The sequence below is a fragment of the Pandoraea sp. genome, assembly GCF_004297875.1.
In the GTDB taxonomy this organism is placed as follows: Bacteria; Pseudomonadota; Gammaproteobacteria; order Burkholderiales; family Burkholderiaceae; genus Pandoraea.
Genome location: NZ_SCSK01000048.1, coordinates 192,771 through 207,819 on the forward strand (window position 1 = coordinate 192,771; position 15,049 = coordinate 207,819).

8 protein-coding genes are annotated in these 15,049 nt (G+C 63.6%); 3 read left to right on the forward strand and 5 right to left on the reverse strand.

Going from position 1 to position 15,049, the window contains the following annotated elements; all coding sequences use genetic code 11:
* The first annotated feature begins 15 nt into the window (after window positions 1-15).
* Window positions 16-1,149, forward strand: coding sequence for an iron-containing alcohol dehydrogenase (locus EPN80_RS15325; protein ID WP_293029032.1), 1,134 nt, complete (start codon window positions 16-18; stop codon window positions 1,147-1,149).
* Between the two features lie 55 nt (window positions 1,150-1,204).
* Here the strand turns inward: EPN80_RS15325 and EPN80_RS15330 are convergent, their stop codons facing one another.
* The 5 genes from EPN80_RS15330 to EPN80_RS15350 all read right to left on the reverse strand — a co-directional run bounded on the left by EPN80_RS15330 (window position 1,205) and on the right by EPN80_RS15350 (window position 6,484).
* The gene (locus tag EPN80_RS15330; protein WP_293029035.1) at window positions 1,205-2,206 is read right to left on the reverse strand and encodes an NADP-dependent oxidoreductase; all 1,002 of its coding nucleotides are present in this window, start codon (window positions 2,204-2,206) and stop codon (window positions 1,205-1,207) included.
* A 15-nt stretch (window positions 2,207-2,221) separates the two neighbouring features.
* Window positions 2,222-2,653 carry a PaaI family thioesterase gene (locus tag EPN80_RS15335; protein WP_047213699.1) on the reverse strand — a complete coding sequence of 144 codons (432 nt, stop codon included), beginning with the start codon at window positions 2,651-2,653 and terminating at the stop codon, window positions 2,222-2,224.
* Window positions 2,654-2,704: 51 nt separating this feature from the next.
* Complete coding sequence (locus EPN80_RS15340; RefSeq protein ID WP_293029042.1) at window positions 2,705-3,007, reverse strand: Dabb family protein; 303 nt, start codon at window positions 3,005-3,007, stop codon at window positions 2,705-2,707.
* A 66-nt stretch (window positions 3,008-3,073) separates the two neighbouring features.
* Window positions 3,074-4,252, reverse strand: a complete 1,179-nt coding sequence (locus EPN80_RS15345) for an acetyl-CoA C-acyltransferase (protein WP_293029045.1) — start codon at window positions 4,250-4,252, stop codon at window positions 3,074-3,076.
* Window positions 4,253-4,399: 147 nt separating this feature from the next.
* A complete protein-coding gene (locus EPN80_RS15350; RefSeq protein ID WP_293029048.1) occupies window positions 4,400-6,484 on the reverse strand; it encodes a 3-hydroxyacyl-CoA dehydrogenase NAD-binding domain-containing protein in 2,085 nt (694 codons plus the stop codon).
* Between the two features lie 363 nt (window positions 6,485-6,847).
* Between EPN80_RS15350 and EPN80_RS15355 the strand changes: the two genes are divergently transcribed.
* Together EPN80_RS15355 and EPN80_RS15360 are read left to right on the forward strand one after the other, a co-directional pair.
* Window positions 6,848-10,903, forward strand: a complete 4,056-nt coding sequence (locus EPN80_RS15355) for a DUF11 domain-containing protein (RefSeq protein WP_293029051.1) — start codon at window positions 6,848-6,850, stop codon at window positions 10,901-10,903.
* A gap of 853 nt (window positions 10,904-11,756) precedes the next feature.
* A complete protein-coding gene (locus EPN80_RS15360; protein ID WP_293029054.1) occupies window positions 11,757-15,041 on the forward strand; it encodes a hypothetical protein in 3,285 nt (1,094 codons plus the stop codon).
* Window positions 15,042-15,049 lie beyond the last annotated feature (8 nt).

A 15,049-nucleotide genomic window follows, 5' to 3' on the forward strand; every position in this document is an offset into this window, starting at 1 on the left:
GGAGACGCGCGACTCATGTCCACCATTCTGTATTTGACCCAAATCCGTTTCGATTTCGGTGCCGTGCGCTGGCTGGCCGAGGAATGCGAGCGCAATGGCATTCGCAAGCCGCTGCTGGTCACTGACCGGGGTGTGGCAGCGGCCGGCCTGGTGCGGCGCGCCCAGGACGCGCTGCCCGCACCGGTGCCGGTATTCGACGGCACGCCGCCGAACCCGACCGAGGCGGCGGTGATCGAGGCGACCGAACAATATCGCGCGCACGGCTGCGACGGCCTGATTGCCCTGGGCGGGGGGTCTTCGATCGACCTGGCTAAGGGTGTAGCAATCCTGGCTACGCATCCGGGCCCACTGGTGACGTATGCCACGATCGAGGGCGGCAGCCCGAAGATCAGCGCGGCGGTCGCGCCGCTGATCGCTATTCCGACCACCGCCGGCACCGGCAGCGAAGTCGCGCGCGGCGCCATCATCGTGCTCAACGACGGCCGCAAGCTCGGCTTCCATTCGTGGCACCTGATGCCCAAGGCGGCAATTTGCGATCCGGAATTGACGCTGGGCCTGCCGCCCATGCTGACCGCGGCCACCGGCATGGATGCTATCGCCCATTGCATCGAAACTTTTCTGGCGCCGGCCTTCAATCCGCCGGCAGACGGCATTGCGCTGGACGGACTGGAGCGCGGCTGGGCGCACATCGAGCGGGCCACGCGCGACGGCAGCGACCGCGAGGCGCGCAAGCACATGATGAGCGCGTCGATGGAAGGCGCGATGGCGTTTCAGAAGGGTTTGGGCTGCGTGCATTCGCTGTCGCACCCGCTGGGCGGCCTGCCGCTGCACCTGCATCATGGCACGCTCAACGCGGTGGTGTTGCCGGCGGTATTGCGCTTCAATGCGCAGGCGCCTTCGGTGCTTGCCGAGCATCGCTATGCGCGGCTGCGACGTGCAATGGGACTGGCCGCGGATGCCGATCTGTCCGAAGCGATTCGCCAAATGAACGCGCGGCTGGGCCTGCCCAAGGGGCTCGCCCAGATGGGCGTCACGCGCGACATGTTCGACAAGGTGATTCACGGCGCGCTGCGCGATCACTGCCACAAGACCAATCCGCGCGAAGCCAGCGCCGACGATTACCGGCGCATGCTCGAAGAGTCGATGTAACACGGCGCGGCCGGGCCAGGCCGAGTGGCATGACCCGGCCCGGCCCAGCGACCGCTCAGATCAGCTTGACGACCTGCTTGCCGAAGTTCCTGCCCTGCAGCAGACCCAGGAAAGCCTCGGGCGCGTTTTCCAGGCCGCAGGCCACGCTCTCGCGGTATTTCACATGACCGTTGGCGACCAGCGCGCCCAGCTCGCGCAGCGCCGGCGGCCACGCATCGGGGTGCTCGCTGACGATAAACCCTTGTACCAGCAAGCGGTTGGTGAGAATCAAAGCGGGCGCCTGCAGCGGCACCGGCTGGCCGTCATAGCCGGCGATCATGCCGCACAGGGCGATCCGCCCGAACGCGTTCATACGGCGCAACACGGCATCCAGCCCTGCGCCGCCGACATTCTCGAACACCGCGTCGACGCCGTCCGGCGTCGCCGCCTTGAGGTCCTCGTACAGGCGGCCGGCCTTATAGTCGATGCACGCATCGAAGCCCAGCGTTTCGGTCACGTAGCGGCATTTCTCCGGGCCGCCGGCAATACCCACCACCCGGCAGCCCTTGACCTTGGCCAACTGCCCGACAACGCTGCCGACCGCGCCGCTGGCCGCGCTGACCACCACCGTCTGGCCGAATTTCGGCTCGCAGATGCGATTCAGGCCATACCACGCCGTGACGCCCGGCATGCCCAGCACACCCAGGTAGGCGGACAACGGCGCGAGCCCATCATCGACCTTGCGCAAGTCGCGGCCGTCGGCCGACAAGCCATACTCCTGCCAGCCGAACAGGCCGGCGACCTTGTCGCCCGGCCGCCACTGCGGATTGCGCGACTCGATCACCTCGCCGACGGTGCCGCCAATCATCACCTGATTGAGCGGCTGTGGCGGCGCGTACGATTTCGTGTCGTTCATTCGCCCGCGCATGTAGGGGTCGAGCGACAGATAATGGTTACGCACCAGCACCTGGCCGTCGCCCGTCACCGGCAGCGGCGCTTCGACCAGTTTGAAGTTTTCGACGCTGGCCTGTCCCTGCGGACGGGATACCAGCAGGATCTGGCGGTTGACGTCAGGCATGGCGGACTCCTCTGCTCAATCGCTGGGTTGGCCCGGCTGGCGATGGATCTCGCGGCCCACCGCCAGCCGGCGTAAATATTTGAAGGTTCCCATCGCCTTGGCGACCAGGCGATCCTCGGCGTCGCGCACCTCGCCCTCGCAATAGACCATGGTGGTGGAGCGATGCAGCACGCGCCCGAAGGCGCGCACCGTGCCATGACCGGGCTGCATGAAGGTTGTTTTCATCTCGACCGTCACCAGGCCGCTGGCCTCGGGCGACGCGCTGCGGCCGGCCAGGCTCAACGCCACGTCGAGCAGGGTCATGGTCAAGCCGCCGTGCATGACCTGCCAGGTATTCAAATGAGAAGGCGCCAGTTCGAGCGCCAGTTCGGATTCGCCATGCTCGGCCCGCACGAAGCGGATGCCGAGGTGTTCGATAAACGGCGATGGAACAGGGAATTCAGCCATAAGGTTCTGGGCAGGTGCCCGCCGACGCGGGACGCAGGCCGATTAGGCCGCTTAGGCCGCGTAGTCCATGCACTGCCGTTCCTGCTTGACCTTGCCGAGGAACTGTTTGGCGGCGACATGGACCGGGTGATTCTGATAGGCATCGAGCGCGGCGGCATTTTCGAATGCGCTGTTGACCACCAGGTCATAGGTGCAGTCGAAGCCGGGCTGGGCCAGCGCGGTTTCCATCAGCGTCATGCCGGGCACCAGATCGACGCAGGCGTCCAGCAGCTGCTTGGCCTTGGCGAGGTTGGCAGCCTTGTCGGCACCCTCGGCATGGTCCAGGAATTTGAAGAAGACGATATGCTTGATCATGACAATGATTCTCTTACAGGTTACGGACGGTGGCCCCAAGTATAACGGCGCGCACGCCAGCGCGCTTCACAACACTTCGAATAGCCCGGCCGCGCCTTGTCCGCCGCCGATGCACATGGTCACGACCACGTAACGCGCGCCGCGCCGTTTGCCCTCGAGCAACGCGTGGCCGGTCAGGCGGGTACCCGAGACGCCATAGGGATGACCCACCGCGATGGCGCCGCCGTTGACGTTCAGTCGATCATTCGGAATGCCAAGCGTGTCGCGGCAATACAACACCTGCACGGCGAAGGCTTCGTTAAGCTCCCATAGGTCGATGTCGGCCACGCTCAGGCCAGCCCGGGCAAGCAGTTTCGGCACCGCGTACACTGGCCCGATACCCATTTCATCCGGCTCACAGCCTGCCACTGCAAAGCCGCGAAAGCGCCCCAGCGGCTGCAGGCCGCGCCGCTCGGCCAATGCCTCGCTCATTACCACGCACGCCGCCGCGCCATCGGAAAACTGGCTGGCGTTACCGGCCGCGATCACCCCGCCCGGCACTGCAGGGCGAATTTTCGCGACGCCCTCGTAAGTCGTGTCCGGACGAATGCCCTCGTCGGCCGCGAGCGTGACCTCGCGCGTAAAAAGCCGGCCGCTGGCCTTGTCGGCCACCGCCATGCGTGTGGTCAACGGCACGATTTCGGCGTCGAAACGGCCCGCGGCGGCCGCTGCCGCGGCGCGCTGCTGCGACTGCACGCCGTATTCGTCCTGCCGCTCGCGCGAGATGCCGTAGCGCTTGGCCACGGTCTCGGCGGTCTGCAACATTGGCCAATAAAGTGCCGGTTTGGCTTCCTGCAGAAAATGTTCCTGTGCCATATGGCGATTCATTTCGTTTTGCACGCACGAAATCGATTCGACGCCGCCGGCCACATAGACATCGCCCTCGCCGGCGATGACGCGTTGCGCGGCCAGTGCGATGGTCTGCAAGCCCGATGAACAGAAGCGGTTGACCGTCATGCCGGCGGTACTGACCGGACAGCCGGCGCGCAGGGCGATCTGGCGCGCGATATTGAAGCCGGTCGCGCCCTCCGGATTGGCGCAGCCGATGATGACGTCCTCGACTTCGTCCGGCGTCAGCTTTGCACGCTCAATGGCGGCCTGCACCACGTGCCCGCCGAGCGTCGCGCCGTGGGTCATGTTCAGCGCGCCGCGCCAGGATTTGGCCAGCCCCGTGCGGGCGGTGGATACGATGACTGCGTCCGGCATGATAGGTGTCTCCAGAGAAATGATTTAAAGCGCGGTCGATGTCGCGCATCCTGAGGCGGCCCAGGCAAACGCCGCGCCGGCCATGGGTTCGTCGGGCATGGTGCCCGCGAGGCGCACAAGCGCCGGCAGGGCGTGCCGCATCGTGGTTCAGCCAGTAAAGGATTTATCCGCCACCGCCAGCTGCTCGAGCAGTGGCGCGGGTTGCCAAACTTCGCCATGCGGCAGCCTGGCGAAGCGGCGCACGGCACGCAGCACGTTGTACAGGCCCACCGTGTCGGCATACAGCATCGGGCCGCCACGCCACAGCGGAAAGCCGTAACCGGTCAGGTACACCATGTCGATGTCGGAGGCCCGCGCGGCAATGCCCTCTTCCAGGATGCGCGCCCCCTCGTTGACCAGCGCATAGACCAGCCGCTCGACGATTTCCTGCGCGTCGATGGCACGCCGCGCGATGCCGAGCTCTTTGGAGTAACCAAGGATCATCTCGGTGACTGCCGGCGAGACCCGCGCCGTGCGATCGCCCGGCGCATAGTCATACCAGCCCGCACCGGCCTTTTGCCCGAAGCGGCCGGCCTCGCACAGGCGGTCGGCGATGCGCGGGTAATCGAGATCGGGCTGCTCGGCATAGCGGCGCTTGCGGATTGCCCAACTGATATCGTTGCCGGCCAGATCGTTCATACGGAACGGTCCCATCGCGAAGCCGAATTTCTCGATGGCGGCATCGATCTGCTCGGGCAAGGCACCCTCCTCGAGCATGCGCCATGCCTGACTGAAGTATTTCTCGAGCATGCGATTGCCGATAAAGCCGTCGCACACGCCGGACACCACGGCGGTTTTCCTGATTTTCTTGGCCAGCTTCATCGCGGTAACCAGCACGTCCTTGGCGGTAGCGCGCCCGCGTACCACTTCGAGCAGTTTCATGACATGCGCCGGGCTGAAGAAATGCAGGCCCAGTACGTCTTGCGGCCGCTGCGTGAAACCGGCGATCGCATCGATGTTCAGGGTCGAAGTGTTCGACGCCAATATCGCGCCCGGCCTGGCAATGGCGTCGAGCCGGCGGAACACCTGTTCCTTGACCTCGAGCGACTCGAAAACCGCTTCGATGATGAGATCGGCCTGCGCGAGATCGTCGTAGGCAAGCGTCGGGCGCAGCAGCGCCAGGCGCTGTTCGACGTCTTCGGCCTTGAGCTTGCCTTTCCTGGCGCTTTGCTCATAGGTCGTGCGGATCGCCGCCACTCCCGCGTCGAGCGCGGTCTGCGCAGTCTCGAGCAGCGTTACCGGCAAACCGGCGTTGAGGAAATTCATTGCAATACCGCGCCCCATGGTACCGGCGCCGATCACGGCCACTGCGGCGATCTGGCGCGCCGGCGTATCGTCGGGCACATCGGCAATCTTGGCAGCCGCGCGCTCGGCGAAAAACGCGTGGCGCAAGGCACGCGACTCGGGCGTTTGCACCAGCGCGACAAAGCATTCGCGCTCGAATTTCAAACCGTCGTCGAACGGCTTCGTTACCGCCGCTTCGATCGCATCGACGCATTTATGCGGCGCCGGGAAATGCGGCGCGGCGGCTGCCACGGTATTGCGGGCAAATTGAATGAAGGCTTCGGCATCCGGGTGATCGACCGCCCGCTCGCGCAGGCGTGGATGGGGACCCGGCCGGCTGGCCGCCTCGTGCGCGAAAGCCAGCGCACCGTCCATCAGGTCACCTTCGATCATGCGGTCGAACAAGCCGCTATCGGCCAGTTTTTCGGATTTCACCGGGTTGCCCGAAACCACCATGTTCAACGCGGTTTCCAGTCCCACGGCGCGCGGCAGCCGCTGGGTGCCGCCGCCGCCCGGCAGCAGGCCGAGCTTCACCTCGGGCAACGCGATTTGGGCGCCGGGGGCGGCCACCCGGTAATGGCAGCCGAGCGCCAGTTCCAGCCCGCCACCCATGGCCACGCTATGAATCGCGGCCACCACCGGCTTGGTACTGGCCTCCAGCGCCTGGATCACCGTGCGCAAGGTCGGCTCCTGGGTCGCCTTGGGCGTATTGAATTCGCGAATATCGGCGCCCCCGGAAAACGCCTTGCCGGCGCCGGTGATGACGATGGCCTGGATCGCGTCGTCATCGAGCGCGCGCGTCAGGCCGTCCACGATGCCGCTGCGGGTGGCATGGCCCAACCCATTGACGGGCGGATTGTTGAGCGTGATGACGGCTACGCCGTCGTGAACCTGGTATTCGGTAGTCATGGGGGGCTTCTGCCTGAAAAGGTCTACTGCAGGAATGGGTGGAATTATGCCTGCGCGATTCGACAGGAACGAAAATAGCACGATCGGTTTATTTTGTGTGCGCTTTTAGAGAAATTTCTAACCGTCTTGCCGCCCTTATCTGCTGTGGCACCAGTGTCGGCTTGTCTACCATCTCGGAGCAAATCCGCGGCGGAGCTGTCGCGGCCGGCTTTTTGTATCACCGGTCAATTACTCATTCGCACCCACATCAGGTATCACAGGCTCAACAAAATGGTGTTGCCGACATTCTCGCCAGACCTTCGAAATTTTTTGCGTCGCTCAGTTACCGCGGCGAGGCGTTCGTTTCAGTCGTTTGGAGCGGCCGTGGTCGAGCATCGTACCGCGCACTTTGCAACGCAACGCGCAATCACATGGCGGCGCCGCGCCTATTGGCTAATTTTCCTGCTCGCCCTCGCCGCGCTTTACCCCATGCGCGAAGCCACGGCCGCGGGTACATGGTTGTATGGACAGCCCACCGAAGTCTCCATCAACGAGACAGTGACGGCTAATTTGCGTACCAACGACGCCTGGCTCAATCGCACTCGGGAATGCGAAATCTGGGTTCACAATAAGCCAATGCCTACCGACTGGACCAGCCAGACCACCAGGCTTGCCAGAGGAAATTCCAGAGACGAGTGCGGAGCCGACACGGATATCGGCTCGTTACAGGGAGAAGGACGGTTGGACCCAAGCAAGTTCGCGCCCGGCCAGGCCTATTCATTGAGTGCCTGGGCCGTCATCGGCGACACGCATTACCGCGAGTTCTATCCATTGACCGTTCGCCCCTTGGGTGGCTCGGTCGATCAGTCTACCGTCAATGTCGGTTACGGGACCCGTGACGTGTTGATCAGCGGTAACGTCAACAGCGGCGCCACGCATATGATCGTTTACCGCGATGGCAGTGAAGTCGCTCGCTTTGCCAATCAGGGAGACACCGCTACAACGTCGGGCCGCGTCGATGTCTCGGGGCTGACGCAAGGCTCATGGACGCTGCGCGTCTACGCGGCATTGGTCCATAGCGGCGGCGTTCACTGGCAGCACCTGAAGGATGTCACCGTGACCCGGCAAGCCTCGCCCCCGCCCCCAAAACCGACCTGGGTGTCGCCCAACGACAACGTCTGGCACAGGCACGGCTCGAACAACCTCGACATGACCGGCAACGCGGTGGCCGGCATCGAGCAACTCTACGTCGTCCAGCAGCGCGCGGACGGCAGCCAGTGGAACTATCATTACATCGACAACTTCACGCAAGGCAATGACGGCAATTTCACGGTGCCCATCTACGGCTCGCTTTTGTGGAGCGAGGGCGACTACCAGGTCAGGTTCATGGTAAAGCGTCAAGGCACGTGGAGCGCCTATTCCGACTGGCGTACCCTCAAGATCGACAACACCGGGCCCACGGTCGCCTGGACCGGCCTGAGCGCGAAAGCCCGCACGATTACCGTCAAGGGCAAGGTAACCGACACGCTGAGCGGGCCGTCATGGGTGCGCGTCCATTACAAACGCGACACCAATACCACGTGGAGCGACGGCGGCTGGTCGTACGTCGACGCCTCTGGAAATTTCTCGCACAGCTTCATTGCCTCCGCCCCGGCTTCCGGGACGCGCACCTACGATGTGCGTTTCTTCGGCGTTGACAAGGCTGGCAATGAGTCCGACTGGAGCGAAACGCGCAAGATCGCGATCAAGCGCAGCCAGCCGGTCGTGGAATGGCTGGCGCCGGCGGCGCAAACCGCGTTTGTCTCGACGCCGACGTACCGGGTCAGAATCACCGATCCCGAGACATCGATCGCAGGGGCGAATATCACCGTCCGGTATACGAACAAATACGGCCAGCCTGACGTCGAAACCGATGCGATGAAGAAAGATGGCGAGGCGCCCGACGTGTGGTACTTCAAGGCGAGCCTGGCCGATTTCCATGACATCAAGGACGGCAGCGCGTTTACTGCCGAGGTCGTCGCCACCAACGCGGACAAGGACCGATCCGTCAAGGTCGAACGCAGTTTCAACAAGGCGGCGGTCGAGTACTTCGGCGAATTCACGCTCACGCCGCCGGCCAATCTGGGCGGCGTCAAACCGGGCGATACCTTCGACCTGTCATTGCGCATCAAAGCCGACGGCATGCCGCGCGGGGTGCGTATCGACCTGCCTTTGCCCGACGGCCTGGAAGCGGACGGAGAACCGCGCTATGACGCGGCAAACAGCACCAGCGACGCCGAAAACTCATGGAAAATTCCGGCCAACATCCGCGCCTACTGGAACGGGAAAAGCAGCCGAACCGCCCTGATCAGCGCGCCGTGGGACTCGCAGCCCTATATGGATCACGAAGAAATCGTCGTGATCAAGCTGCCCGTCAAGGTCAGCGAAGGCGCCACCCATGGGCCGCGCACGGCGACAGCGGCCATTTGGCAACACCCTGGCGAAAGTAACAAGAAAATCGCCTCCGCCACTATTCAGATCGGCACCGACAACACGCCGCCTGAGCTCGCATGGGTCTCGCCGGCTGCCAACAGCGTGCATGGTGACGCGCTGCCGATCGCCGTGAGCGCCACCGATGACAAGAGCGGCATCAACGAGGTCAAACTCGATTGGCGCGTCGATGGCGGCGCGTGGCAGACGACGCCGGCAAGCATGAGCCGCGGCACAGGCGATCAGTACATCCATGCGCTCGACATTACCGGGATAGCGGCGGGAAAAACCATTGAAGTCCGCATGAAAGCGACCGATAACGCTCGCAATCAGAGTGAGTGGACAAGCATCCGTGCGTTCCGCAAGGGTCAATATTTCGAGACGTTTGCGCTAACCCTCCCGGCTGGCAGCCCGGACCTGCGCCCGGGCGCGACGTTCGATCTCACCTTGCGCGTCAAAGCCGACGTGGCGATGCGCGACGTGCAATTCGAATTGCCGCTGCCGGCCGGGCTGATGGCCAACGGCGCACCCCGCATCGCGGCCGGCACCGACGAGACGGGCAACAACCTGGCGGTGGCGCAACACCTGAACACCGAATGGAATGGCGCGAGCCGCCCGTTGCTGACACATCCTACGCGATTGCCAGGGATGGCAGCCGGCAATGTCGTGATCCTCAGCATTCCGGTGAGAGTCAGCCACGAGGCCCAGCCCGGCAGCGTTGCGGTGGTCGCCAAGGGCTGGCGCGGCGGCGCAGCTCACCAAAACGAGCGCTCGTCAGCACTGACCCTCACCGTGGTGCCGCGCGTCGGCGACGTGATCAGCCATGGCGCATTGCTACGCCACAAGGGGCAAGACGTCGACCAATCGGGCGGCTTCACGCCGGGCGATACCCTGATCTACCGGTTGAGTCTGAGCGCTGTGCGTGATGCCGAAATTGCTGGACTGCGGCTTGAGTATGCCGTGCCCGACGGTCTGCAAGCCAACGGCACACCGGCATTCGCTCCCCATAGCGACGTGACCTCGGGGCTGAACCCGGCCTGGGACGGCACGACGGGCAACCCCCAGTTGCTGGGCGCAGGCGTCACGCTGCCAGCCGGTAAAACGCTTATGATCGACATACCGGTCAGGCTGATCACCCCGCGTGACGCACGGTCGACGGTAACCAGCAACGTCGGCGTGACAGCCAGCAATGCCAGCGGTTATAAGATCCTGAGCGATACCTTCGCGTGGCAGAACGCCGGCTTCGAGGCCAGCGCCGCGCTGCAGACCGGCTTGACGGTGCTTCCGGCCAACGCCCAGCCCCGCCCTGGCGAGTCGCTCACCTACGAGGCGACTTTACGCGCCCGGCGCTGGGCGCTGGTCGATGCTCAATTGACTTTCGATTTACCGGCCGGACTCGCCAGGGATCCCGCGCGCGCGCTCAGCTTCGCCCCGACCAGCCAGGTCAATACCGGCTTGAACCAGCAGTGGGACGGCAGCGGTCAATTGTTGGCGCCGGGCGTGGCGCTGCCGGCCGACCAGACGATCGTCGTGCGGGTGCCCGTGCAAGTGCGAGACCAGGCAGTGCCCGGTCCACTGGTCAGCCGCGTCGCCGCGGGCGCGACCAATGTGCGCGGCATGCAGTTCGCCGAACATCTGCTGACGCTGAGCGGCCAGCCGCCGGAGACCGGCCAGTTGAGTCTGGTCAAGCACGTCGATCGTGAAACCGCACAGCCCGGCCAGACGCTGACTTATACCATTCACTTCAGGAACCTGGGAGTCGAGCCGCTGAACAATATCGACATTCACGACGCCGCCCCCGCCCATACGCGCCTGCTTGGCGCCGCTTGCGGCAGTCCGATGCCGGCCGCACTGAAGTGTTCGCCCAAGACCGGCGAGTCGGGCGAACATAGCGTGCGGTGGGAGTTCGACGGCCACCTCCCGGCCGGTGCCAGCGGGCGGGTCAGCTATACGGTACAAATCCGGGGGTAAGGCTTTCAACCGGAATGGTGCGTCACGTCAATGCACGCTGCCCCCACCACCCAGACCGCAAGACCGCCAAACCCGGCCCTTGCGGTTTTTCCTGAGTAGAGGGTGTCGAAAGGCGTAGCGAGCGGAGTTGAATCAGAATAGAGCAGCGCACAGCAAGCGGAGCATCCGTGGTATGTGCGAGGATTCGCCGTGCCGCCCACCCCAGGTCAGGCACGTGCGGTAGTTTTTCAACATCCTGCCAGGCCGCGATAATCGCACCGGCTTGCGCCAGCCTGCATCGGTGAGCCGGCCACGCCAATCGCTACGCGATCGAATAAAGAAAATTCTCGTACTCACGCAGCTTTTTTCCGATAGGTCCGCGTGATCGATCTGCCTATTATCGGGCGGCAAGCTGTCGTTTCAATCCGTTTTCCCCTCCCGGCTGCGACACGCCGGGGCGTGACGACCTCCCGACCCACTATGTGTCTGAAACATGTACGCACGTTCGGTCAACGGCCAGACCGAAAAAAATTCGTCGTTCCCGACTCGCTGACCGCCGATCACGAATCCGCAAATCGCGCCCTCTCGACTCACGATAAATATTTGTTACTCAAGAAAATCCCGGTCAATTCGTTGCTCCATCTGAATGGGGCTGCGCATTCGGGCCGGGAAAAATGAACCGTTTCCCAACGTCGCTAAGGCGATCTCTGTTTGCTTCTTGAGGAGTGCCCGCTTCATGCCGTTTTTCCGCCAGACCCGAATCACCCCGTGTGCCGGCCCAGTATCGGCGTACGCTCCTTCCATCGTCCGCTGCACCGTGCTGCGATTGATGACTGCGATGCTTTCGGCGCTGTTTTCATCAATGAGGGCCGCGATGCCGCAGCGTCGATGGCTGGCGCTGATGCTATCGATTGCGCCAATGCTCTGGACTCCGGCAGCGCATGCCGCGAGCGTGAGCCTGGGAAAGTATCCGACCTCTGATATCCGTATCAACGACACCATCACGGCAGAACTCTCCACTGGCGATGACAGCTCCTACGATCCGGTGCGCGAATGCGAAATCGTTGCTCACCACAACAATGGCAACGACAGAGTCGCCTACGGCGGAAGTCGTGATCAATGCGGGCACGATGTCGGCGTCGCGCGGCCCTGGGCGTCCTTCAAGGCCACACCCGGCAAATATCAGCCGGGCAAATCGTACAAACTCCAGGGCTGGGCCAAATTCGCCTCCAGCGGGTTCCTCAAGGACGAAGTCACGATCCGCATCAAACCGATGAGCGGCATGATCACGCAGTCGGCGTATACGGTGAATTACGGCACCAACAGCATTACCGTCCGCGGCCGGTTCCATGATGGCGCCACCCACATGGGCGTCTTTCGGGGAGGCAAGGAGGTCGGCAGATTCGCCATCTCGCCCGGTAGCGGTGAGGCCATTGGCGACATCGACGTCACCGCCTTGAAACCGGGCGAAAAATGGACGCTGGGCGTGAACGCAGCACTGGTCTACAGCGGCGGCGTTTACTGGCAGCACATCCAGGACCTGACCGTCACGCGGATCAAACATCCCGCGCCCCCCACGCCCACCTGGATCTCGCCCGCCGACAACGGCTGGTACAACCCACGCATCGACAGCGAGAACATCCAGATCACCGCCAACGCCGTTGCCGGCATTCAACGCATCTACATGGTTCAGCGCCGCAAGGACGGCACCGACTGGAGCAGCCACGACATCACCGACTTCACCCAGGAAGCCAACGGCAACGTCACCGTTCCGATCTACGGCTCGTTTATCTGGCACGAGGGCGACTATGAGGTTTGGTTCAAGGTCAGCCGTCTGGGCACCGACAGCGAGCCCAGCGCATCCCGCACGTTCCGCGTCGACACAACGCCGCCCACCTTTGACTGGCGCGGCCTGTCTGCCGCCGCCCGGACCATCACCGCCACCGGCAAGGTGACCGACGCGCTGAGCGGACCGTCATGGGCACGGGTTCAATACAAGCGCGACACCGGCAGCACCTGGAGCGATGGCGGAAGGGCCTATGTGGACGGCGACGGCAACTTCAGCCATAGCTTCAAGGTCAGCGGCAACGCCAATCGCCCCTATCGCTATGACGTGCGCGTGCGGGGCTTCGACAAAGCCGGCAACCCTTCGGCATGGAGCGAAACGCGGCAGATCGAGGTCCAGCGCAGCTACCCAGTGGCGCAATGGATAGCGCCCGAGGAAAACAGCACGCATCTGGGTATGCCCACATATCGCGTGAAGATCACCGATGAAAAGACCAGCATCAAGAGTGCGCGCATCACTGTTTATTATACCGACCGGTACGGCAGAGAAACCAGCGGGACAAACAACCTGACCGAGGACAGCGCGCACCCGGGCGAGTGGATTTTCACGCCGCGCCTGTCTGACTTCAACCGCATCAAAGACGGCTCGGCCTTCAGGGCCGAAATCGAGGTCATCAACGCCGACGGCGACAAGGCGAAAAAGATCACCCGCTCTTTCAACAAGGGCGTTTCCCGGCCCTTCGACGAATTCACGCTCACGGCGCCGGCCGGCCTGGGCAGCATCAAACCGGGCGATGCATTCGAGCTGAGCCTGCGCATCAAGAACCTCGGTACCGCGGAAGGCGTACGCATTCAGGTGCCGCTACCCGCCGGATTGCAGGGCAACGGCCAGATCAGATTCGATGCCGACCAAAGCAGCGGTGCCGGTAGCGGCTATTGGAGAATCCAGGACAGGCTCTCCAGTTCCTGGGATGGCAAGGATCGGGGCATCAATCTGACTTCCACGCGGTGGGACGAGACACCCAGCATGAATCACAACGAGGTCGTCGTCCTCAAGCTGCCGGTCAAGGTCAGCGACGATGCTTCCGATGGCCCGCTCAGCGTTACCGCCACCATTTGGCACCTTCATGGACAGGACGACAGGAAAACCGCCACGGTGACCCTGAACGGCAAGATGGGTCAACTGAGCGACTTCTCGTTGGCGCGCCGCAACGTTCGGGACAACGACGCATCCGGTGGATTCACGACCGGCGACACTTTCGTCTACCGGTTGCAGGGAAGCGCTCCGGCTCACACAAAACTCGATAATCTGGCGCTGGCCTACGCCCTGCCAAACGGCCTGCAGCCCAACGGTCAACCGGTCTTTGCCGCGCACAGTGATCTCAAGGCCGGGCTGAACGCGGCCTGGGACGGCGCCAACCAGTCGCAATTGCTGCAGGGCGAGGTCTCGCTGCCCGCGGGGCAGACCGTGATCGTCGATATTCCCGTCAAAATCGTCGCTCGCACCCAGCCTGGCAACGACATCGCGAGTACCGTCACGGCCACTGCCAGTCAGATCGCCACAGCGCAAAGCGTCAGCGACACGTTCACGCTGCAAACGAGCGGCTTCCTGGCGCCGGCTGCGCTTTCAACCACGCTCACGACGGTGCCGGACAACGCCAGCCCCCATCCTGGCGACACGCTGCATTATCGAGTCGGACTGGAAGCCAGACGCTGGGCGTTGGACGGTGCGCAGCTCGATTTCGTGCTGCCCGCCGGACTGGCGAAAGATCCGTCGCGCGCGCTCGCCTTCGCGCCGGAGAGCCACGTCCAGCAGGGTTTGAGCACGACGTGGTCCGGGCGCGGACATTTGCTGGCCGATGGTGTCTCGCTGCCGGCGGGCCAGCGCCTGATCGTCCTGGTGCCGATCCAGGTGCGCGAGAACGTCAAGCCCGGTCTGATACATAGCCAGGCAACGGCTCGCGCCGCCAATGTGCGAGGCACACAGGTGGTCGAGCACTTGCTGCCGATTGCCGACGTGCCGCGCGTCGATGGCCCGCTCCGACTGGAGCATTCGGTCGACCATCAGCGAGTCAAGCCGGGTGCCATGCTGACCTACGTCACGCGCTACACCAACCGGAGCGATCAGCCGCTTACCGACCTCGAGCTGTACCATTTGGTGCCACCGCATACTTCCCTCGTCCGGGCCGACTGCGACACCCCGCTCCCGCCGGGCCTGATGTGCTCATCTACCGCGACTCGGGCAGCAGCCAATGATGCCGACGGCGGCAACGGAAGCGGTGGTAAAACACGCATCCACTGGCTGCTCAAAGGGAAATTGCGTCCCGGAGACTCCGGTAGCGTCAGCTTTATCGTGCGGGTTGACGAGCGCTGACAGCCCGG